20 protein-coding genes, 4 tRNA genes and 1 pseudogene are annotated in these 18,582 nt (G+C 65.5%); 16 read left to right on the forward strand and 9 right to left on the reverse strand.

The window, feature by feature from the left end:
* Window positions 1-82: 82 nt before the first annotated feature.
* Window positions 83-158, reverse strand: a tRNA-Lys gene (locus A5724_RS18095).
* Between the two features lie 142 nt (window positions 159-300).
* Here A5724_RS18095 and A5724_RS18100 point away from each other — a divergent pair.
* From A5724_RS18100 to A5724_RS18110, 3 genes are all read left to right on the forward strand, one after another.
* A tRNA-Glu gene (locus A5724_RS18100) sits at window positions 301-373 on the forward strand.
* A gap of 44 nt (window positions 374-417) precedes the next feature.
* A tRNA-Asp gene (locus A5724_RS18105) sits at window positions 418-494 on the forward strand.
* A gap of 43 nt (window positions 495-537) precedes the next feature.
* Window positions 538-614: transfer RNA gene (locus tag A5724_RS18110), tRNA-Phe, on the forward strand.
* Between the two features lie 280 nt (window positions 615-894).
* Here A5724_RS18110 and A5724_RS18115 read toward each other — a convergent pair.
* On the reverse strand, window positions 895-1,740 hold the full coding sequence (locus A5724_RS18115) for a glycoside hydrolase family 16 protein (protein WP_232004885.1): 846 nt from the start codon (window positions 1,738-1,740) through the stop codon (window positions 895-897).
* 138 nt (window positions 1,741-1,878) lie between these two features.
* Here A5724_RS18115 and A5724_RS18120 point away from each other — a divergent pair, with 138 nt between their 5' ends.
* The 6 genes and pseudogenes from A5724_RS18120 to A5724_RS18145 all read left to right on the forward strand — a co-directional run bounded on the left by A5724_RS18120 (window position 1,879) and on the right by A5724_RS18145 (window position 6,533).
* On the forward strand, window positions 1,879-2,763 hold the full coding sequence (locus tag A5724_RS18120; RefSeq protein WP_232004886.1) for an endonuclease/exonuclease/phosphatase family protein: 885 nt from the start codon (window positions 1,879-1,881) through the stop codon (window positions 2,761-2,763).
* Window positions 2,764-2,830: 67 nt separating this feature from the next.
* Complete coding sequence (locus tag A5724_RS18125) at window positions 2,831-3,502, forward strand: response regulator transcription factor (protein ID WP_082965124.1); 672 nt, start codon at window positions 2,831-2,833, stop codon at window positions 3,500-3,502.
* A gap of 65 nt (window positions 3,503-3,567) precedes the next feature.
* The gene (locus A5724_RS18130; RefSeq protein ID WP_232004887.1) at window positions 3,568-3,939 is read left to right on the forward strand and encodes a response regulator transcription factor; all 372 of its coding nucleotides are present in this window, start codon (window positions 3,568-3,570) and stop codon (window positions 3,937-3,939) included.
* Window positions 3,921-5,222, forward strand: coding sequence for a sensor histidine kinase (locus A5724_RS18135; RefSeq protein ID WP_067804856.1), 1,302 nt, complete (start codon window positions 3,921-3,923; stop codon window positions 5,220-5,222). The genes A5724_RS18130 and A5724_RS18135 overlap by 19 nt, the downstream gene beginning before the upstream one ends.
* A 101-nt stretch (window positions 5,223-5,323) precedes the next feature.
* A pseudogene (locus A5724_RS18140) lies at window positions 5,324-5,899 on the forward strand (adenylate/guanylate cyclase domain-containing protein); the annotation flags it as partial.
* A gap of 34 nt (window positions 5,900-5,933) precedes the next feature.
* Window positions 5,934-6,533 carry a TetR/AcrR family transcriptional regulator gene (locus A5724_RS18145; protein WP_067804864.1) on the forward strand — a complete coding sequence of 200 codons (600 nt, stop codon included), beginning with the start codon at window positions 5,934-5,936 and terminating at the stop codon, window positions 6,531-6,533.
* Here the strand turns inward: A5724_RS18145 and A5724_RS18150 are convergent.
* On the reverse strand, window positions 6,484-7,977 hold the full coding sequence (locus A5724_RS18150) for an NAD(P)/FAD-dependent oxidoreductase (protein WP_067804867.1): 1,494 nt from the start codon (window positions 7,975-7,977) through the stop codon (window positions 6,484-6,486). The genes A5724_RS18145 and A5724_RS18150 overlap by 50 nt on opposite strands.
* 157 nt (window positions 7,978-8,134) lie before the next feature.
* Between A5724_RS18150 and A5724_RS18155 the strand changes: the two genes are divergently transcribed.
* From A5724_RS18155 to A5724_RS18170, 5 genes are all read left to right on the forward strand, one after another.
* Window positions 8,135-9,490: a cytochrome P450 gene (locus A5724_RS18155; RefSeq protein ID WP_067804870.1), complete on the forward strand. Its 1,356-nt coding sequence runs from the start codon at window positions 8,135-8,137 to the stop codon at window positions 9,488-9,490.
* Window positions 9,487-10,398 (forward strand): alpha/beta fold hydrolase, encoded by a 912-nt coding sequence (locus tag A5724_RS18160; RefSeq protein WP_067804871.1) that lies wholly within the window; start codon window positions 9,487-9,489, stop codon window positions 10,396-10,398. Before A5724_RS18155 ends, A5724_RS18160 begins: the two co-directional genes overlap by 4 nt.
* A gap of 49 nt (window positions 10,399-10,447) precedes the next feature.
* Window positions 10,448-11,308: an SDR family oxidoreductase gene (locus A5724_RS18165; protein WP_067804874.1), complete on the forward strand. Its 861-nt coding sequence runs from the start codon at window positions 10,448-10,450 to the stop codon at window positions 11,306-11,308.
* On the forward strand, window positions 11,305-11,469 hold the full coding sequence (locus tag A5724_RS33825; RefSeq protein WP_156752351.1) for a hypothetical protein: 165 nt from the start codon (window positions 11,305-11,307) through the stop codon (window positions 11,467-11,469). Before A5724_RS18165 ends, A5724_RS33825 begins: the two co-directional genes overlap by 4 nt.
* A 67-nt stretch (window positions 11,470-11,536) precedes the next feature.
* Entirely contained in the window at window positions 11,537-12,541 is a 1,005-nt protein-coding gene (locus A5724_RS18170; RefSeq protein WP_067804877.1) for a zinc-binding dehydrogenase, read from the forward strand.
* Between the two features lie 30 nt (window positions 12,542-12,571).
* On the opposite strand, the gene A5724_RS18175 is transcribed toward A5724_RS18170, so the two are convergent.
* The 6 genes from A5724_RS18175 to A5724_RS18200 all read right to left on the reverse strand — a co-directional run bounded on the left by A5724_RS18175 (window position 12,572) and on the right by A5724_RS18200 (window position 16,214).
* Entirely contained in the window at window positions 12,572-13,348 is a 777-nt protein-coding gene (locus tag A5724_RS18175; RefSeq protein ID WP_067804880.1) for an MBL fold metallo-hydrolase, read from the reverse strand.
* A complete protein-coding gene (locus A5724_RS18180; RefSeq protein WP_067804883.1) occupies window positions 13,345-13,968 on the reverse strand; it encodes a TetR/AcrR family transcriptional regulator in 624 nt (207 codons plus the stop codon). The genes A5724_RS18175 and A5724_RS18180 overlap by 4 nt, the downstream gene beginning before the upstream one ends.
* Entirely contained in the window at window positions 13,961-14,428 is a 468-nt protein-coding gene (locus tag A5724_RS18185) for an ester cyclase (protein WP_067804887.1), read from the reverse strand. The genes A5724_RS18180 and A5724_RS18185 overlap by 8 nt, the downstream gene beginning before the upstream one ends.
* Window positions 14,429-14,501: 73 nt before the next feature.
* On the reverse strand, window positions 14,502-14,924 hold the full coding sequence (locus A5724_RS18190) for an SRPBCC family protein (RefSeq protein WP_067804890.1): 423 nt from the start codon (window positions 14,922-14,924) through the stop codon (window positions 14,502-14,504).
* 8 nt (window positions 14,925-14,932) lie between these two features.
* A complete protein-coding gene (locus A5724_RS18195) occupies window positions 14,933-15,721 on the reverse strand; it encodes an MBL fold metallo-hydrolase (RefSeq protein ID WP_067804893.1) in 789 nt (262 codons plus the stop codon).
* A gap of 10 nt (window positions 15,722-15,731) precedes the next feature.
* A complete protein-coding gene (locus A5724_RS18200; protein WP_067804895.1) occupies window positions 15,732-16,214 on the reverse strand; it encodes a DUF2834 domain-containing protein in 483 nt (160 codons plus the stop codon).
* A 69-nt stretch (window positions 16,215-16,283) separates the two neighbouring features.
* On the opposite strand from A5724_RS18200, the gene A5724_RS18205 reads away from it, so the two are divergent.
* Window positions 16,284-16,889 (forward strand): TetR/AcrR family transcriptional regulator, encoded by a 606-nt coding sequence (locus A5724_RS18205; protein WP_067804898.1) that lies wholly within the window; start codon window positions 16,284-16,286, stop codon window positions 16,887-16,889.
* Window positions 16,890-16,943: 54 nt separating this feature from the next.
* Window positions 16,944-18,527: an NAD(P)/FAD-dependent oxidoreductase gene (locus A5724_RS18210; protein WP_067804900.1), complete on the forward strand. Its 1,584-nt coding sequence runs from the start codon at window positions 16,944-16,946 to the stop codon at window positions 18,525-18,527.
* Window positions 18,528-18,582: the final 55 nt, after the last annotated feature.

Consider the following 18,582-nt stretch of genomic DNA (forward strand, 5'->3'; position numbering starts at 1 on the left):
AGGTGTAAAGCATCAGCCGAAACACTGTCAGCCATCAACCGGAGCCGAAACGTCAAGCATCAACCGACGTCATACAGCTTTTTGGTGCCCCCGCGGAGTTTCGATCTCCGTACCCGCGGATTAAAAGTCCGCTGCTCTTCCGAGTGAGCTACGGGGGCGGAGCCACTCTATCGGAGCGCCAGGCAAAGCGCCGTAGTCGGTGCCCGCGAGCTTCTCGTTTGAGGATTGGGGCCTCGGTACCCTAAGCTATCGAAGCTCCCAGCGTCACAGCGTTGTGAGTACCCCGGAGAGATTCGGCTGGCCCCCTTCGTCTAGCGGCCTAGGACGCCGCCCTTTCAAGGCGGTAGCGCGGGTTCGAATCCCGTAGGGGGTACCCGCGACGCCTCGTACGATGGAGTCGCACGGTACGACAAGCAAGGCCCTGTGGCGCAGTTGGTTAGCGCGCCGCCCTGTCACGGCGGAGGTCGCGGGTTCAAGTCCCGTCAGGGTCGCCAGTGTTTGGCGAGGCACTTGGGTTTTGAGGTATGGGTGCCTTCCGGCCAGGTAGCTCAGTTGGTATGAGCGTCCGCCTGAAAAGCGGAAGGTCGCCGGTTCGATCCCGGCCCTGGCCACCACAGTCGACGACGTTTTCCTCCGCGGTTCTCGGCGTCACTTGGCGACATTCGTCGTTGTAGCCAACCGCTTTGTCCAGAACGTCGCCGACCTCGGTGTGTGCTTGGCGGTGGCCACCGTGTTGCGGAAGCCAACACGACCACCTGATCGACCTGCCGCTCGCCTTGTCCAGAGGACATCCGCCGTTTCAACAACGACGCCGTCGACACTTTCCGACGTCGCGGCCACGGGCCCGCGACTCGCCGTTTGCTGCCGGGCCGGCCTGACACCCCAGGCAAGTCGCTATGGGGCTGGCTCGAACTTGACCCAGTCCACCAGCATCACTGCGGGAGACGGCGTCGAGGCATCTGGTCGACCCACCCAGCCCCCGGAAGCGACAGCCAAGTTCAAGATCAGATAGAACGGCTGATTGAACACCCAAATGCCGCCGAATTTCATCGACTCCGGGGTGAACGTTCCCCACGTAGTCGAGTCCACTCCAAAGGTGAGACTGTCCTCAGCGTGGATCATCCAATAGGTGTGAAACGCCGTGCTCAAATCCGGCGTGGGTGTCCTCAACTGGGCTTGGAAATCCTGCGGCAATATGTAGGTGAACGGTCCATTGATACTGGTATTGGCCTTTGTTGCAACGCTCGCGAATTCGAAAACGTCGATCTCGCCGCACGCTGGCCACGGCACACCTTCTGCGCCATTGGCTCCCAACAGCCAAAACGCCGGCCACAAGCCTGGTCCCATGCCGTTAGGTATTTGGATGCTCGCCGATAGGGTGCCGTAGCCGAAAGTGAACAGGTTTGCCGAGCTCGCCTGACTATTGTTGCCCGGATAAACTGGCACGGCGGTTTGCACACGACCCGACGTCCATTTGCCACCATTGTTGACTGCTTTCAACACCAGATGGCTGTTGCCGTCAACGTACGCGTTCTCGTTTGTATAGTTTTGCTGCCCACCCCAATGGAGGCCGTTCACAACGGCCCAGAAGGCCGGGTTGGGTGCAGACCCCGCCGGACCCGTGAAGTCATCGAAGAAATCGGGAGCCGACTCGGCCCTGGCCGCGGGAACGCGGACCGTGGTCGCCAGCAGGGCAGCAGCACCCGTCAGCATCATTGTGCGTCGATCGATCTCACGCATTGGACAGATACTAGTTGCTAGAAGGGCTCGGGCTACCAACTTGCTCGAGAAAGGCGGCACAGCCGACAGGCTGCGGCAGTTGGCCGGCGGCGCTGGCGGGCCGGTGGCGAGTTGGTGCCTCTGGAACCATTGACGTCGATGCGCACCGTTATCGCCCGCCTGCGGTGGATGCTGCGGCCACACCGCGACGTGCCCGTCGGCCGATTCGACGTGACAACGAACAAGTGGGCCGACGTCACGGTCGACGCCGATTCGACGCGCGACGATTTGACCCTGGCGACCTACAACATCTGGTTGAGCGACCACCACGCAGACGAACGCTACGGCGCGATCGCGCAGTTGCTCTCCGAGCATTCGCCCGACGTCGTCGTCTTCCAGGAAGTCACGCCCCGCGCGCTCGCTGCATTCCTTGCGCAACCCTGGATCCGGGAGCGCTACTACCGGGCGGCGGTGACGGGCAATGAGTTCGGCGACTACGGCCAGCTGATGCTCTCGCGGCTGCCGATCTCGCGGGTGACGTACACCCACCTGCCTACCAGTATCGGGCGCGGCTTACTGCAGGCCGAGTTGACGGTCAACGGGCGCGCACTGGCCATATGTTCGGTCCATCTGGAAAGCGGCAGGCGAGCCTCGCGGCTGCGCGCCCGACAGGTAGACCGGGTGTTCAGCGCGGTCGGCGCGGCGGAAGACGTTGTGCTCTCTGGAGACTTCAACATGCGCGATGACGAGGACGCGCGAATTCCAAACTCCTATGTCGACGCGTGGCCGACGCTGCACCCGAGCGAGGAGGGATTCACCGAAGACACCTCCGTCAACCTCATGCTGTTGGACAGCAAGAAGAAAAACAGACGTGTGCGGTTCGACAGGGTGCTGATCAAGGGCGACGGCTGGACGCCGGCGCTCATCCGACTTCTGGGTACCGAACCCGTCTCGAGCACGCTGCCCCGGGTGTTTCCCTCCGACCACTTCGGTCTGTTGTGCCGCGTTGTCCGGACAGCCGCTCAGCGGTCGATGCACGGATAATTCGAAATCCTAAACACCGGGGGCCTCCGTATGGTGATCCTGAAAAAGGGGGAAAGGACGGGGGAAGGTGAGCGATCGGATCTCGATCCTCATTGCCGAGGACTCGCTACTGATGCGCGACAGCGTCGAGCGGGCCTTGTCGACCGATCCCGAGGTGACCGTCGTGGGCACCGCCGAGGACTACGACTCCGCGGTCGAACTCGTCGACAAGCTGCGACCGACCATCGTGGTCACCGACATCCGGATGCCGCCGACGTCGACCGACGAGGGGATCCGGTTGGCGCGGTGGATGCGCACAGCCCACCCCGACACCGGCGTGATCGTGCTGTCGCAGTACGCCGAGCCGCGCTATGCGGCCGGATTGCTCGAGGACGGCACGGCGGGCCGCGGCTACCTGCTCAAAGAGCGGATCTCGCGTTTCGACGAACTGAACGACGCCGTGCGCCAGGTCGCCGGCGGCGGCACGGTGCTGGACCCCCTGGTCGTCGAAGTGCTTCTCGCGCAGCCCCGCTCGGCCCCCACCTTGAGTCGGCTCACGCCACGGGAACGCGAGGTGCTCAGCGAACTGGCGACCGGGTTCTCCAACCGAACCGTCGCCGAGCGGCTGGTGTTGTCACAGCGCGCGGTGGAAAAGCACATCAACTCCATCTTCGCCAAGCTGGAACTGACCGGCGACGACGCCGTTGACCGCCGCGTCAAGGCCGTGTTGATGTTCCTGAACGACAGCGGGTCGACGTGACCGCTGATGGAAAAGGTGGTGTGTGCACCCTGGTGCGCAGCAAATCCACTCGACACGATGACACCGTGGCGGGCGAACTCGTGCGCGTCTGGGTCGTCGACGACCAGGCCAGTTTCCGGCGGGCTGCCGCCGCGACGCTGGCTGCCATGGACGACTTCGAAATGGCAGGCGAATGCGAGACCGGTGAATCCGCCGTCGACCGCATCCCCGGCGGCGCCGACCTTGTGCTGATGGACATCCACATGCCGGGCATCGACGGCATCGAAGCCACCCGGCAACTCCGCGCGGCACACCCCGGCTTGCTCGTCGTGCTGATGTCGACCTACGACCTGGAGGACCTCCCGGCGGCCGCGTCCACCTGCGGTGCCGTCGCGTATCTGCATAAGGAGCACCTGTCGCCGGAACTGCTGAGCCGGATATGGCGGACAGCGAGCTGAAGTCGCCCGCCACCGGCGGCATGATGCCTCACTGGCGGGTACCGCAGGTGCTGCTCACCGCCGCGGTGCGCTCGTCGTCCCTGCTTGGTCATGACCTGATCAACCGATTTCGGGCCGAGCGTTATCAGCTTTTCCTCACCGGCCATCTACTCGGATGGGCCGGTGCCGGAATCCTGTTGCCGCTCTTGGAATTGGCGTTCTGGTACCGCAACCCGTACGTGCTGCTGTTCGCGGCGGTCGGCGCCCCGCAGTGTGTGGCGCTCGCGGTGGGGCTGCACCTGGCCCGGCTCGGCAGATACTCACAGTCGATCAGCCTGGTCTGCGTCACGAACTGGATCAGCGTGGTACTCGTGACGCTGATCAACCCCAACTTCCTGGCCGTGATGGCGCTGGTGGCCCTCGTTCCCGTGGTCTTCGCCGAGCCTTACATCCGCTGGCAGCGCGGGCTGGCCTTCACGGTGATCACCGCGCTGTGCGTACTGGCGATGGCACTGTTGGTGCGGATCCTTCCCGTTCCGGAGGCGGTGCAGAACGGGCCTCGTTGGTTGGAGACCGCGTTCATCGTTGTGGCGTTGCCGTTCAACGCATTTCACCTGTTGGTGATCGTGTGGAACAACGCCGCGGCCTTGCGGACGTCGGAGGGGCAACTCGCGGAACGCGCCGCCGAACTGGCGGCCTCGCGCACCCGGTTGACCACGGCCGCCGACGAAGAGCGACGCAAACTGGAACGGGATCTGCACGACGGCGCCCAGCAGCATCTCGTTTCCCTCTCGGTACTCATTGCGCTTGCGCGCAAAGCGGATCCGCAGCGGTGCCAGTCGCTGTTGAGCGAGGCGTCCGAACTCGTCGAGACCTCGATCGTCGAGATACGCCGGCTGGCCCACGGCATCTATCCGCCGCTGCTCGTCAGCGGCGGATTGACCGAAGCCCTGCCGACGCTGGCCGCTCGCGCGTCGGTCCCCGTGCACGTGGACCTGCAGGGCCTCGGCCGTTACCCGTCGTCGACCGAGGCGGCGCTGTACTACTGCTGCAGCGAGGCATTGCAGAACGCCGCCAAACACGGTGGTCCCGGCACCACGGTGACGATCAAGGCGCGCGGAGACGGGCAGGCACTGCACCTGTCGATCAGCGATACCGGCCGAGGATTCGAGCCGGGAACCATCGGCCACGGGCTGACCAACATGACCGATCGGCTTTCGGCCATCGGCGGTCAACTCGTGATCGACACGGCGCCGGGACGCGGCACCCGCATCGTCGCCGCCGTCGACGGCAGCGGGTCCTGACCGGGGGGTGTACACACCACCACCAATCGTGTTGTGCGCACGGTAGCTAACGCCGATCGGGGCCAGCAGGATGAGTGTCATCGTCGAAACTGGGGGCAGACATGACGATCACCATGAGCGCGTTGAGTGCGATGGACGCCGACGAACTCCTACCGACCGGCACCGTGACACTGCTGCTGGCCGACATCGAAGGCTCCACCCGACTCTGGGAATCTCAGCCCGAGCGGATGGCGACCGCCCTGGCCACCATGGATCAAGTGGTGGCCGACGTCGTCGACGCCACCAACGGGGTGTGCCCGGTGGCCCAGGGCGAGGGAGACAGCTTCGTGGTGGCGTTCACCCGTGCCGCCGACGGCGTGGCATGCGCGTTGGCGCTACAACGGGCCGCCCTGTCACCGATTCGGCTGCGGATCGGTCTGCACACGGGTGAAGTGATGCTGCGCGATCGCGGCAACTACATGGGGCCGACGATCAACCGGGCCGCCCGGTTGCGTGAGCTCGCCCACGGCGGACAGACTCTATTGTCCGGTGCGACAAGCGATCTCGTTCACGCTGCGCTACCCGACCAGGCGTGGTTGACCCCTTTGGGTTGTCATCCGCTTCGTGACCTGACGCGTCCCGAGCGCGTGGCGCAGCTGTGCCATCCCGACCTGGTCAACGACTTTCCGCCGCTACGTCGCAGTACGATGCCTGTGACATGAAAGGCATTGAGTGACCGCAGCCGCCGGGCGGCGTGACGAGGACGCGAGCAATTTCCGCCAGCGCCTGCTCGACGCCCTCGAAGCGTCGATCGCCGAGGACGGTTATTCGCGTACTACTGTCGCCGACATCGTGCGCCGGGCGCGTACCTCACGACGGACGTTCTACGAACACTTCGACAGCAGGGAAGCGTGCTTCGTCGCGCTGCTCACCGATGCGAACGCGTCGCAGATTCGGCAGATCTCGGCGGCAGTCGATCCGCAGGCCCCGTGGCGGACTCAGGTGCGGCAGGCGATCGAGTCCTGGGTGTCCTCCGGCGAGGCGCGGTCCCCGCTGATGTTGAGCTGGTTTCGCGACGTACCGTCACTTGGCGCGGTCGCGCGACGGTTGCAGCGGGACGGCACCGAGCATTTCATCGAGATGGTGCAGGCGCTCGGCGGCTCCGACGAATTCCGCGCGGCCGGCGTCGGCCCCGTTTCGCGACAACGGATCATCATGCTGCTCGGCGGTCTGCGTGAACTGGCCGCCATCACCGTCGAGGAGGGTGGCCGGATGAGCGATATCACCGAGGAAGCAGTTGACGCGTCGATCGCGTTGCTGAGCCCGCGGTGAACACGACGGCGTCGTCGACCGGACCGCGGCGCAGCAGCCGGACATCCTTGACGTAATTCTGATGCAGCCGCCACGGCGCGCGATCGCCCTGCTTCGGCAGCTCGGCCAGGCTGCGCTTGACGTACCCGGACGCCAGGTCCAGGAACGGGTTGGCCGCCGTCGCACCCGCCGCGTCCGGCGTCACCGCGGTGTAGCCGTTTCGGTCCATGTGCTTGAGCAGCCGGCAGACGTACTCTGCCACCAGATCAGCCTTCAGCGTCCATGACGCGTTGGTGTAGCCGATCGTCCACGCGAAGTTCGGCACACCCGAGAGCATCATGCCCTTGTAGGACACCGTCTTCGACAGCTCCACCGCGCGGCCGTCGACCTCGAGTTGCATTCCACCGACGGCGAGCAGATTCAACCCGGTGGCGCTGACGACGATGTCGGCTTCCAACTCTGCACCGGATCGCAGGCGGATGCCGGATTCGGTGAACGTGTCGATGTGGTCGGTGACGACCGATGCGCGGCCGTCGCGGATGGCGGTGAACAGATCGCCGTCGGGCACCAGGCACATGCGTTGGTCCCACGGGTTGTACGAGGGCGCGAAGTGGGTGTCGACGGCGTAGCCCTCGGGCAGTTGCTTGATCGCCGCCTTGCGCAGCATCGACTTCATCGTCTCCGGGCGGTGCCGACTCAGGCTGAAGATGGCGATCGCCTGTAATGCGTTCTTCCACCGCACGATCGCATAGGCGAGCTTGGCTGGCAGCCATGCCCGCAGGCGGTCCGCGATCGTGTCACTGGCGGGCCGCGACGTGACGTACGTCGGCGAGCGCTGCAGCATCGTGACGTGTGCGGCCGATTCGGCCAGCGACGGCACCAGCGTCACCGCGGTCGCTCCGCTGCCGATGACGACCACCCGCTTGTCGCGGTAGTCGAGGTCTTCCGGCCAGTGTTGCGGGTGGATCACCGGGCCGTGAAACCCCTCGACGCCAGGAAATTCCGGGGTGTACCCCTCGTCGTAGCGGTAGTAGCCGGTGCACACGTACAGAAACGACGCACTGATCGTCAACAGTTGGCCGGTGTCGGTGCGATGCACCTCGACCGTCCAGCATGACTCGGCGCTATCCCAATTGGCGCTCACCACACGGTGATTCAGGCGAATGAGCTTGTCGACGCCGAAACTCTGTGCGGTGTCGTGGATGTAGCGCAGGATGCTTCCCCCGTCGGCGATCGCCTTGGGGTCGGTCCATGGCGAAAACCGGTAGCCCAGCGTGAACATGTCCGAGTCGGACCGGATGCCGGGGTAGCGGAACAGGTCCCAGGTGCCGCCGATGGTGTCGCGCGCCTCGAGCACCGCCACCGACTTGTCCGGACACTCCTGCCGGAGTTGGCACGCTGCGCCGACGCCGGACAGTCCAGCGCCGACGATCAAGACATCAATTGTTTCCGCTGGTAGTGACATTGACGCCGCCTCTCGCCCGCGTTTCGGTACCGCGTTGTACCACGGTTCGGTACCAGACGGTACCACTATTAGACGCGTGTTGGAAAGGGTTGTGCAAATCGGTACCTTGGCGTACCGTGAACCGGTACCTCGGAGTACCACCAACGGAGGTGATCGCATGGCCGTGGCGACGACGGACCCGGTACGGCTACCGCCGGCACCGCGGATCCCGAAACTTCTGCAGGGTGTCGGGTTCGTCGCCGCCAGGGAGAGGTCCGTCGCCGCGTTGGCCAACCGTTACGGGTCCGCGTTCACGCTACGGTTGCCGATTCTCGGCGAGACCGTGGTGGTGAGCGACCCGGCGCTGATCAGAGACCTGTTCACCACCAACACCGACCTCATGCGTCGGGCCGGCGTGCTCGGCGAAATGTTCGGTCCGGGTTCGACTTTCAGCCTGGACGGCAAAGAACACCGCGAACGGCGCAAGCTGCTGGTGCCGCCGTTTCACGGCAAGCGGATGACGTCCTACGAGGACATCATCGAAGAAGAGGTGCTGCGCGAGACCGCGACATGGCCCGAAGGCAAGGAGTTCGAAACCATGCCGTCGATGATGCGCATCACCCTGAACGCGATCCTGCGCACCGTTTTCGGCGCAGAGGGCGCCGCGCTCGACGAACTACGTGAACTGCTGCCCGGCATGGTGCTGCACGCATCACGGTTGGCCGTCATGCCGCGGGTCGTGCGCCGTGACCTCGGACCGTGGAGCCCGGGCGGAAAGCTGGCGGCACACCGTACGCGCTACGACGAGATCATCCGGCGCCTGATCACCGACATCCGCGACGACCCGAAGTTCGCCGAGCGCAACGACGTCCTCGCCCTGCTGCTGCAGGCGCGCTACGAGGACGGCTCGCCGATCTCCGACGACCACGTCGCCGACGAACTGCTCACACTGCTCGCCGCAGGGCACGAGACGACCGCGACCACACTGGCGTGGGCTGTGGAGCGGCTGCGTCGCCACCCGCGCATGCTGGCCCGGCTGACCGCTGAGGTCTCCGCAGGCGGTTCGGACCTGGTGCAGGCCACCATCTGGGAGGTGCAGCGCAGCCGTCCGGTGATCAACAGCACGGCGCGACTGGCCAAGACACGAATCCGATTGGGCGAATGGGTGATTCCGGAGGGCCACACGATCCTGGCGAGCATCTCACTGGCGCACGCGTCCGAGGCCAGCTTTCCCGACGCCGCGACGTTCGATCCCGACCGATTCCTGGGCAACCCGCCCGACAACTATGCCTGGATCCCCTACGGGGGTGGAGTGCGCCGTTGCATCGGCGCGGCGTTCGCGAACATGGAGATGAATGTGACACTACGAACCTTGCTGCGCGAGTTCGAATTCGGCACCACCTACGCCCCCGGTGAACGCCTGCACTCACGTGGGGTGGCAACCGCACCCGCACAGGGTGGCCGTGCGATGGTGTACCGCCGGGCGGTCAGGACGGTGTCGAGGGCCGGGCATGCGCAGCAGGTTTCGGCATGACCGCCCGCGACGAGATACTGGTCGACGTCGGTCGCGGCATCGAATTGTGCTACGACCAGACCGGCGATCCCGCCGATCCGCCGATCGTGCTGATCGCGGGCCTCGGCCAGCAGTTGCTCTCGTGGCCGGACGATTTCGTCGCGGCGCTCGCCGGACGCGGGTTTCTGGTGACGCGGTTCGACAACCGAGACGCAGGCCGGTCGACGCACATGTCCTACCGGCCGCCGAACCTGGTCGCGATGCTGCGGGGCCGCAACCAGTACCACCTCGGCGACATGGCCCGCGACACCGTCGGCCTCCTCGACGCGCTCGATTTCTCCGACGCTCACCTGGTCGGCATCTCGATGGGCGGGATGATCGCCCAGACGGTCGCCGCACACCATCCGGGCCGGGTCCGCACGCTGACGTCGATCATGTCGAACACGGGAGCGCGTAGGCTGGGCCGTCCTGCACTGTCGACATGGCGGCTTATGCTGACCGCGGGACCGCCGCGGACGCGCGCCGAGGCGATCGACCGCGCGGCGAACATGTTCGCGCACATCGGCTCTTACGGGTTTCCGTTCGATGAGAATGCCGTGCGCGAATACGCAGGCACCGCGTGGGATCGGGATCCCAGCCCCACGGGCATCGCCCGTCAACTGCCGGGCATCTTCGCCTCAGGCGACCGCACCGCCGAACTGCGCGACATCGACGTGCCGACGCTCGTCATCCACGGCGACCGCGACCGGATGGTGCACCCCACCGGAGGCGCCGCGACGGCGCGGGCCATTCCCGACGCCCGCTTGGAGACCATCGTCGGACTCGGCCACGATCTGCCCATCGGGGCGTGGGGCCGAATCATCGATCTGATCACCGAGCACACATCGTCCTCACCAGCCACCTACGCCGAATCTGAGGAGCGAGCATGAGCCACCGAAAACGACAACGAGCGAGGACCGGAGCGAGGAGGAGTCGAGCATGAGTAAGAGGACCATCAGCGGCCGTACGGTCGTCATCAGCGGAGCGGCGTCCGGCATCGGTCGCGCGCTGGCGCAGCGGCTTTCGGCGCACAGTTGTCCCGTTGCGATCACCGACATCGACGAAAAGGAACTCAAGGAGACCGAGGCCTCGCTGAGCGGCCCGACGCTGCTGCGGGTCCTCGACGTAGCCGACGCCGGGGCGCAGCGTGACTTCGCGGCCGAGGTGCGCGACTGGGCGCCTAAGCCGATCGGCGCGGTGTTCAACAACGCGGGCGTCGCCACGTCCTCCAGCGTGCTCGACACCATCCCCGAGGACGACGACTGGCTGTGGAACATCAACTTCCACGGCGTCGTCAACGGCACCAGGGCATTCCTGCCGATCCTCGTCGAGCAGAACGACGGCGCGATCGTCAACACGTCCAGCGTGTTCGGACTGGTCGGCATGCCCAACCAAAGCGCCTATTGTGGAGCGAAATTCGCTGTCCGCGGCTTCACCGATTCGCTGCGCCAGGAACTGCGCGGCACCGGCGTCACCGCCATCAACGTCCACCCCGGCGGCATCAACACCAACATCGTGCGAAACGCCCGGTGGCGCAAGGACCCCGCAGGCCGCGGCCGCAGCCACGAGCAGATGGTCCAGGAGTTCGCCGCGATCACACTCACCCAACCGGACAACGCCGCCGAGATCATCCATCGCGGTGTGGAACAAGGTAAAGCCCGCATCCTGGTGGGTCCGGACGCGTATCTAATCGACGCGCTCGCGCGGTTGGCGCCGACGCGGTACTACGACATCCTCGGTCGACTCGAATCGGTGTTGCGCCGCCGGACGACCAGTGCAGCCGAGGCCACCGTCTCGTGAGTGCCGTGCACATGCCGCCAGGCCCGCGGCGGCCGGTGCCGATCCAAGGACCGGTGTATATCGCTGCGCGCCAACGCATGATGGCAATCCTCGGTAAGCGCTACGGCACCACGTTCACCGTGCGGGTGCCGTTCTTCGGGCCGACGGTGGGCGCGCCGTGATGTACCGACGGATGCCTGCGGCCGCAGCGAAAGCCGCCAAGAGCAGTGTCGGAGTTGGTGTGTGAGCATGCGCGCGGTCGTCATCACCAAGCACGGTGACCTGTCGGTGCTCCAAGTGCAGGACCGTCCCGACCCTCCACGGCCAGTCCGGGGGCAGGTACGCATCGCGGTGCGCGCGGCCGGGGTCAACTTCGCCGATCATCTCGCCCGGGTCGGGTTGTATCCCGATGCGCCGAAGCCACCGATGGTCGTCGGATACGAGGTGGCCGGAACCATCGAGGCCGTCGGCGGCGGCGTCGACGCGGCCCGGATCGGGCAGCGGGTGTTCGCAGGCACGCGGTTCGGAGGCTACGCCGAGATCGTCAACGTCCAGGCGGACGACGCTGTGCCACTGCCTGATTCGCTGACCTTCGAACAGGGCGCCGCGATCCCGGTCAACTACGCGACGGCGTGGGCGGCGCTGCACGGCTACGGGTCGTTGCAGGCCGGTGAGCGCGTGCTGATCCACGCGGCGGCAGGCGGTGTCGGCATCGCGGCCATCCAGTTGGCGAAGGCGGCCGGCGCCGAGGTGCACGGCACCGCCTCGCCGGGCAAACACAAATGGCTCGCCGAGTTGGGTGTCGACCGTGCCATCGACTATCGCCGAGACGGTTGGTGGAAAGGCTTACCGCCATACGACATTGTGCTCGACGCGATCGGCGGCACGTCGCTCAAGCGGTCGTATCAGCTGTTGCGGCCGGGAGGCCGGCTCGTCGGATACGGCGTGTCCGCCATGCAGCAGGGGGAGAAGCGGTCGTTGCGCACCGCACTACCGCAACTATTGTCGATGCTGCGCGGGTTCAACCTGATCAAGCAGTTGTCGGAGTCGAAGAGCCTGATCGGGCTGAACATGCTCGCGTTGTGGGATGACCGCGGCACGCTGCAACCCTGGATCGAACCGCTGTCCACCGCACTCGCCGGCGGCATCGTCGCGCCAGTCGTGCACGCCGCGGTGCCGTTCGCCGATGCCCGCGAGGCCCACCGCATCCTGGCGGCGCGCGAGAATGTGGGCAAGGTCGTATTAGTGCCGTGACGGCGTGGGGTCGGCGACCCCACCACCCCTTTAGGCAGTAGTGCGTGCTTGCTCGAGCAACGTCGGGTCGTGCGCGCAGACAATCAACAGGTCCGGCTCCTGGCGCGCGTACAATTCGGCGAGGCGAGCATGGTTGTCCAGCACCGCTTTTCGGTCGAACGCGAACATTGTCTCCATCGCGGTCAAGGCCCGCGGCACTGGCGTCCCGTCCAGCGTGCCGTGGTGGTAGAACGCATCACCGGCGTGCAGCACCCAGCGATGGCCTGCGTCGACGGCCACGCAGGCGTGGCCGCGGGTGTGTCCGGGTAGGGCGACCAATGCGATGCCAGGCGAGATCTCCGTCAGTTCCTTCGCCGCGGCGAAGCCACGCCACTTCTCGCCGCGCGGATCGTGTTCGACGATCTTCGGGTTGTGTGCCCACTGCACCGAGCGGTATCGGACCTTCTCGCGTCTCGACGGCGCCCACATCGCGCCGAGCGCCTCCGCGGCGGTGAGATGGACCTGAGCCTGGGGAAAATCGGCCAACCCGCCCGCATGGTCCATGTCCAAGTGGGTGATGACGATGTGCCGCACGTCGTTTCGCGCAAATCCGAGTCCCTCGATCTGATGCGCGACGGTCTCGTCGTGCCGCAGAACCGGTCTGACCATCCGGCGGGCAGGCCCCACCCGCTTGGGATCGACACAGTCGTGGCTCCCGTAGCCGCTGTCGACGAGCACCAGTCCGCTGTCGGTTTCGACGAGCAGCACGTGGCAGACCATCGGATGTGGCTTCGTCATCGTCCCGCAATTGAGGTGATAGACCTTCACGGCCGCATCCCCAGTCGGGAGGCCAGCAACTGCTCGACCTCGCCGCGCGCGGCGACCAGATCCACCTTCTCGTCGAGCAGATGTTGTAATGCGACTCCTCGCAACATCGCGACGATCACCGTCGCCAAACCGACGGGGTCGACGTCGTCGGGCACGTCGCCGGCGGTCACCGCCGACTGGATCCGCTTCTCGATCTCCTCGCGGAACTCGCGGTCGGCGGAGACCATCTGCGGTCTGACGTCCTCCGATGGCCCCGCCACCGCATCGGCCCACAACACCAGTCTGGCGCGGTTCACCGGCTGGAGGTCGGCCACCACCCGAAAGTAAAAGTCGACCAGCTGGCGCAGCTGGTCCATCGGCGAATCCGATTGACTCTGTTGGCTGATCGCGTCGCGGAACTGACTCGTCACCACCTCAACGAGCCGCTGCATCAACGCGCCCTTCGACCCGAAATGGTGCGTGGCCAGCCCGCGGCTGTAGCCGGCGCGCTGACCGACGTTCGCCAACGTGACCCCGGTGGGCCCGACCTCGCCGACCAGTTCCGCAGCAGCGTGCACCAACCGGCGTTCGGCGTCGATCCTGCGCTGCTCCTGGGTACGCGGCAGACCCGATTCAGTCACCGAGTGTCCCTGCCAGCGCGAGCAATTCGCCGCGGCCAATCTGCGTGACCAGACTCGCGGTGTCAAAGTAGATGCGCTCGTTGATGATTCGGTCACCCTCGAAGAAGAACACCGCAATCAGCGGCACCCGGAACGACTTTCCGGTGGGCGGCATACCGTAGAACTCACCGAGATTCGTTCCTAGAAGGTCGAATTCGACGATCACCGCATCGTCGCAGACATGGAATCGGGCGTTCTCGTGACGCTGGTCCGGGAATGCGGTGCGAGTGCTCAGGTAATAGCCCATCACCTCGTCGTCGCCGTCGTAGATCTGACCGGTGGCCATGATCTCGTAACGCGGATGGCCTTCTCCGTTGGTCTTGAACGTCGCCAGGGTGGCGTCGAACTCCTTGGTCACCTCGGTGTCCATGTGCGTGCGGACGATCGCGAGGCGGCGTTGGCGGAGATCGTCGGTAATCATGGAGCCCTCCCGAGCACACTTGCTTGTTGACGAACAAGTTACGGTACCTGACGGTACCGCGTCAAGAGCCGCCTCAGTTTTGCCGGGTGGCAGAGCGCGCGAGCATCCGGATCAACAACAGGCAGACCGCCGCCAGTGGCGCCTTGACCAGCGGCAGCCGGGCGCTGGACGTGAGGGTGTAGGTGATTTGCGTGCCCGTCCCTGCCTCGCTGAGCCGCACCTCGCCTCCGTAGCCGGGAAACGGCACGCCGGCCAGCGCTTTGTACCCGAGCAGATGAGGCGGTTCGAATGCCACGACTTCTTCGACGAGGTCCGGTGCAGGTCCCGCGACCGCGATACGCCGAACGGCGCCAAGGCCGTTCGGATCGCCTGCGCCGACTTTGTCCATCGTCACAGCCAGCCCGGGCGCCCATCGGCCGATCCCGACGTGATCGCTCAGCGCATCCCATACGGCGTCGATTGGCGCGGCAACCGTTGTTTGTGACGTGACCTGCATTCGTCCCCCTAGGCGGTGTTCTTGGCGTGTTCGTAGAGCTTGCGGTCGTGCGAGCACACGATGAGCATGTCGGGAGCACCGCTTCGATACAACTCGACGAGGCGAGCGTGGTTGTCCTGCACCATCTTCCAATCGAACGCCGTTGCCCGTTCGAATGCGGCGAGCGACCGTGGCATGCGCGCCGTTCCGTCCAGCGTGCCGTGATGAAAGTACGCGTCACCGCAGTGCAGCACCCACCGGTGTCCGGCGTCGACCGCCACGCAGGCATGGCCTCGGGTGTGCCCCGGTAACGAAATCAACGCGATGCCCGGTGACACCTCGTCGAGTTCCTTGGCCGCCGCGAATCCGCGCCACTTCTCGCCGTCGGGCGTGTGCTCGACGATCTTGGGTCCGTGCGCCCACCGGATGGTGCGGAACCGCATCTTCTCTGAGCGGGTCGGCGTCCGTAGCGCGCCGAACGCCTCCGTGCCGGTGATGTGCACCTGGGCGTTGGGGAAATCCGCGATTCCGCCGATGTGGTCGCAATCGAAGTGGGTGATCAGGACATGGCGGACGTCGTCAGCCCGAAAGCCAAGACGGTCAACCTGTTTGACAGCGGACTCGGCAGGGTCGAGCACTGGTCGGACGAAGGTGCGGGAGGCTCCCACCCGACGCCATGGGTCGGCGCAGTCGTGCGTTCCGAAGCCCGTGTCGATTAACACCAGGCCGTTGTAGGCCTCGACGAGCAGGACGTGACACACCATCTGTCCGCACCCGAGCGGATAAATCGTTCCGCAGTTGAGGTGGTGAACTCTCACATGTGCAGTCTCACACGCGAGATGGCACCTCGAGGTCGCTAATCTTGTGCCGATGCTGCCGCTCGACGGTCGCGAAGTAGAACGCGTAGGCGAACGCGCAGCTGGTGAACAGGCTGGACACGAAGAACAGCCACGGCCGCCGGATGCCGCGTCGACGCCCGTCGATGATCGTGAACAGCGGCAGCAGAAGAACATTGACGATCGTGTAATCGGCGCTGGCGGAGGCCGCCGCGGGGTTGACGTAGCCCATCGAGATAAACTGCGTCCAGTTCGCGCCGTCGCCCCAGAAGGGGTTGGCGGAGTATCCGTACACGTATTGGACGTTGAAGTACCAGCACAGCGGCAGTGACGCCAGGCCGATCGCCCAGAACACGATCTCGAGAGTCGAGAAGCGGGCGCCGCCGGCGGGCCGGTTGAAGATCTTCGGGTTCGACGCGATGGTGAACCACACGGTGACGATTCCGAGAATTGCGTGCACGACGAGGGAGACCATTTCCGGAGTGTCGCCAGCCATCCGAGTTTTGTCAATATTGACATAACTGGAGTGCGGTACCTTACGCACATGGTCCGGCCTGCCCAAACGGCACGCAGCGAGCGCACCCGCGAGGCGCTGCGCCGCGCCGCCGTGGTGCGGTTCACCGCGCAGGGCATCGAGGACACCTCAGCCGAGCAGATCGCAGCCGACGCGGGGGTGTCGCTGCGGACCTTCTATCGCCACTTCGCCTCGAAGCACGATCTGCTGTTCGCCGATTACGACGCCGGTGTGCACTGGTTCCGCAAGGCGCTGGCGGAGCGCTCGGCCGACGAACCGATCATCGAGTCGGTGCAAGCGGCGATCATGGCACGGCCCTACGACGACTGGGCGGTGACCGAGATCGCCGCGCTTCGGGCGCAGGAACTCGAACCCGGCCGGATCGTCCGGCACATCCGGCAACTCGAGGTCGACTTCGCCGAGGCGATCGAGGAGCGACTCACCGGCGACAATCCGCCCAAGGCGGGCACCGACGAGCGGATGCGCATCACGGTCACCGCGCGCTGCATCGCCGCCGCGGTGTTCGGGGCGATGGAGGTCTGGATGCTGGGCGAGGACCGGTCGCTGCCCGAACTGGACCGGTTGTGCCGCGCCGCGCTGAAGTCGCTGCGGACAGGGCTGGGGGAGCGGGATTGACCCCTAGTTTTGTCAATATTGACAAAACTATCGGACCCGTGTCAGCCTCAGCCGATGACGGACTTTGACGCGATTGTCGTTGGCGCGGGCCACAACGGGCTGACTGCGGCGGTGCTGCTGCAGAAGGCCGGACTGCGCACGCTGTGCCTCGATTCCAAGCTGTACGCCGGCGGAATGGCGTCCACGGTGGAGTTGTTCGACGGCTACAAGTTCGAGATCGCAGGCTCGGTGCAGATTCCGACCTCGGCGGTGGTGAGCCGCGAACTCGGACTCGACGAGCTGCCGACCGTCGAGCTCGACGTGATGTCGGTATCGCTGCGCGGCGTCGGCGACGAACCCCTCGTCTACTACACCGATCCGATGAAGCTGCTCACCCACATCAACGAGGTGCACGGCGCCGAGGCCGTCAACGGAATGGCCGGGCTGATGGCCTGGTGCCAGGCGCCGACGCGCGCGTTGGGGCGCTTCGACGCTGGCCAGCCACCGAAGACTCTCGACGAGATGTATGCCTGCGCGACTAGCGAATTCGAGCGTTCGACGATCACCGACCTGCTGTTCGGATCCGTCACCGATGTGATCGACCGCTATCTGCCGGACAAGGAGAAGAACGGTGCGTTGCGCGGCATGCTCGCGCTGTTGGCGTGTAACACCACCTATCGCGGACCTGCGACTCCCGGCACCGCCGCCGCGTTGGCGTACGGCTTCGCCGTTCCCGACGAGAACGCGCTGCTGGTCAAGAAACTGCGCGGCGGCATCGGCGCCCTCACCACACACCTGCTCGACGTGTACACCGCCAGCGGCGGAGAGTTGCGCCTACGCAGCAAGGTCGAGGAGATCCTGGTCGCCGACGGACGGGTCACCGGCGTCCGCCTGGAAGACGGTACGACGCTCACCGCGCCGGTCGTGGTGTCCGGTATCGCACCCGATCTGACGGTCGGTCTGGTGGACGGGGCGGCGATGCCCGCCGACATCCGGGAGCGGTTCTCCCGTATCGATCACCGCGGTAGCTACCTGCAGATGCACTTTGCGCTCGACGGGATACCGGAGTTCGCCGCACCCTACGAACTGTTGAACGACCCGGCGATGCAGTCGAATATCGGGATCTTCAGCACGCCAGAGGAACTGCAGCAACAGTGGGAGGACTGCAGGCGCGGCATCGTGCCCGCCGATCCGTCCATCGCGCTTCAGATTCCGTCGGTCAACGATCCCGGTCTCGCGCCGCCGGGCAAGCACGCCGCGTCGGCGTTCTCGCTGTGGTTTCCGCCCGCGGACGCGAGGAGCGGAGATAACCGGGAAGAAGGCGACGTCGGCTACGGGGAGATGAAAGTGCAGATGGGGCAACGGGTGATCGACAAGATCACGAAACTGGCGCCGAACTTCGCGGATCTCATCATCAGGCACACCACGTTCACGCCCAAGCACATGGGCACCATGTTCGGGGCGCCCGGCGGCGACTACTGCCACGGTCTGATCCATCCCGACCAGATCGGCATCAACCGGCCGGGGCCGAAAGGTTATGTCGACCAACCGATTCCGATCGGGGGGTTGTATCTGGGCAGCGCGGGCTGCCACGGCGGGCCCGGTATCACGTTCGTTCCCGGCTACAACGCGGCCAAGGCGGCGCTCGCCGACGCGTAGGTGTATCCGCCGAGACCCCGGTTTCTGACGAAGAATCAGCAGAATCCATCAGAAA

Source organism: Mycobacterium sp. ACS1612, from assembly GCF_001667505.1.
Taxonomy (GTDB): domain Bacteria; phylum Actinomycetota; class Actinomycetes; order Mycobacteriales; family Mycobacteriaceae; genus Mycobacterium.

Bases quoted from the DNA above. Each gene is read 5' to 3' on its own strand.
- A5724_RS18115 (WP_232004885.1), bottom strand. From the start codon at position 1,740: ATGCGTGAGATCGATCGACGCACAATGATGCTGACGGGTGCTGCTGCC.
- A5724_RS18120 (WP_232004886.1), top strand. From the start codon at position 1,879: ATGCGCACCGTTATCGCCCGCCTGCGGTGGATGCTGCGGCCACACCGC.
- A5724_RS18135 (WP_067804856.1), top strand. From the start codon at position 3,921: ATGGCGGACAGCGAGCTGAAGTCGCCCGCCACCGGCGGCATGATGCCT.
- A5724_RS18150 (WP_067804867.1), bottom strand. From the start codon at position 7,977: ATGTCACTACCAGCGGAAACAATTGATGTCTTGATCGTCGGCGCTGGA.
- A5724_RS18155 (WP_067804870.1), top strand. From the start codon at position 8,135: ATGGCCGTGGCGACGACGGACCCGGTACGGCTACCGCCGGCACCGCGG.
- A5724_RS18160 (WP_067804871.1), top strand. From the start codon at position 9,487: ATGACCGCCCGCGACGAGATACTGGTCGACGTCGGTCGCGGCATCGAA.
- A5724_RS18165 (WP_067804874.1), top strand. From the start codon at position 10,448: ATGAGTAAGAGGACCATCAGCGGCCGTACGGTCGTCATCAGCGGAGCG.
- A5724_RS18170 (WP_067804877.1), top strand. From the start codon at position 11,537: ATGCGCGCGGTCGTCATCACCAAGCACGGTGACCTGTCGGTGCTCCAA.
- A5724_RS18185 (WP_067804887.1), bottom strand. From the start codon at position 14,428: ATGATTACCGACGATCTCCGCCAACGCCGCCTCGCGATCGTCCGCACG.
- A5724_RS18190 (WP_067804890.1), bottom strand. From the start codon at position 14,924: ATGCAGGTCACGTCACAAACAACGGTTGCCGCGCCAATCGACGCCGTA.
- A5724_RS18200 (WP_067804895.1), bottom strand. From the start codon at position 16,214: ATGGTCTCCCTCGTCGTGCACGCAATTCTCGGAATCGTCACCGTGTGG.
- A5724_RS18205 (WP_067804898.1), top strand. From the start codon at position 16,284: ATGGTCCGGCCTGCCCAAACGGCACGCAGCGAGCGCACCCGCGAGGCG.
- A5724_RS18210 (WP_067804900.1), top strand. From the start codon at position 16,944: ATGACGGACTTTGACGCGATTGTCGTTGGCGCGGGCCACAACGGGCTG.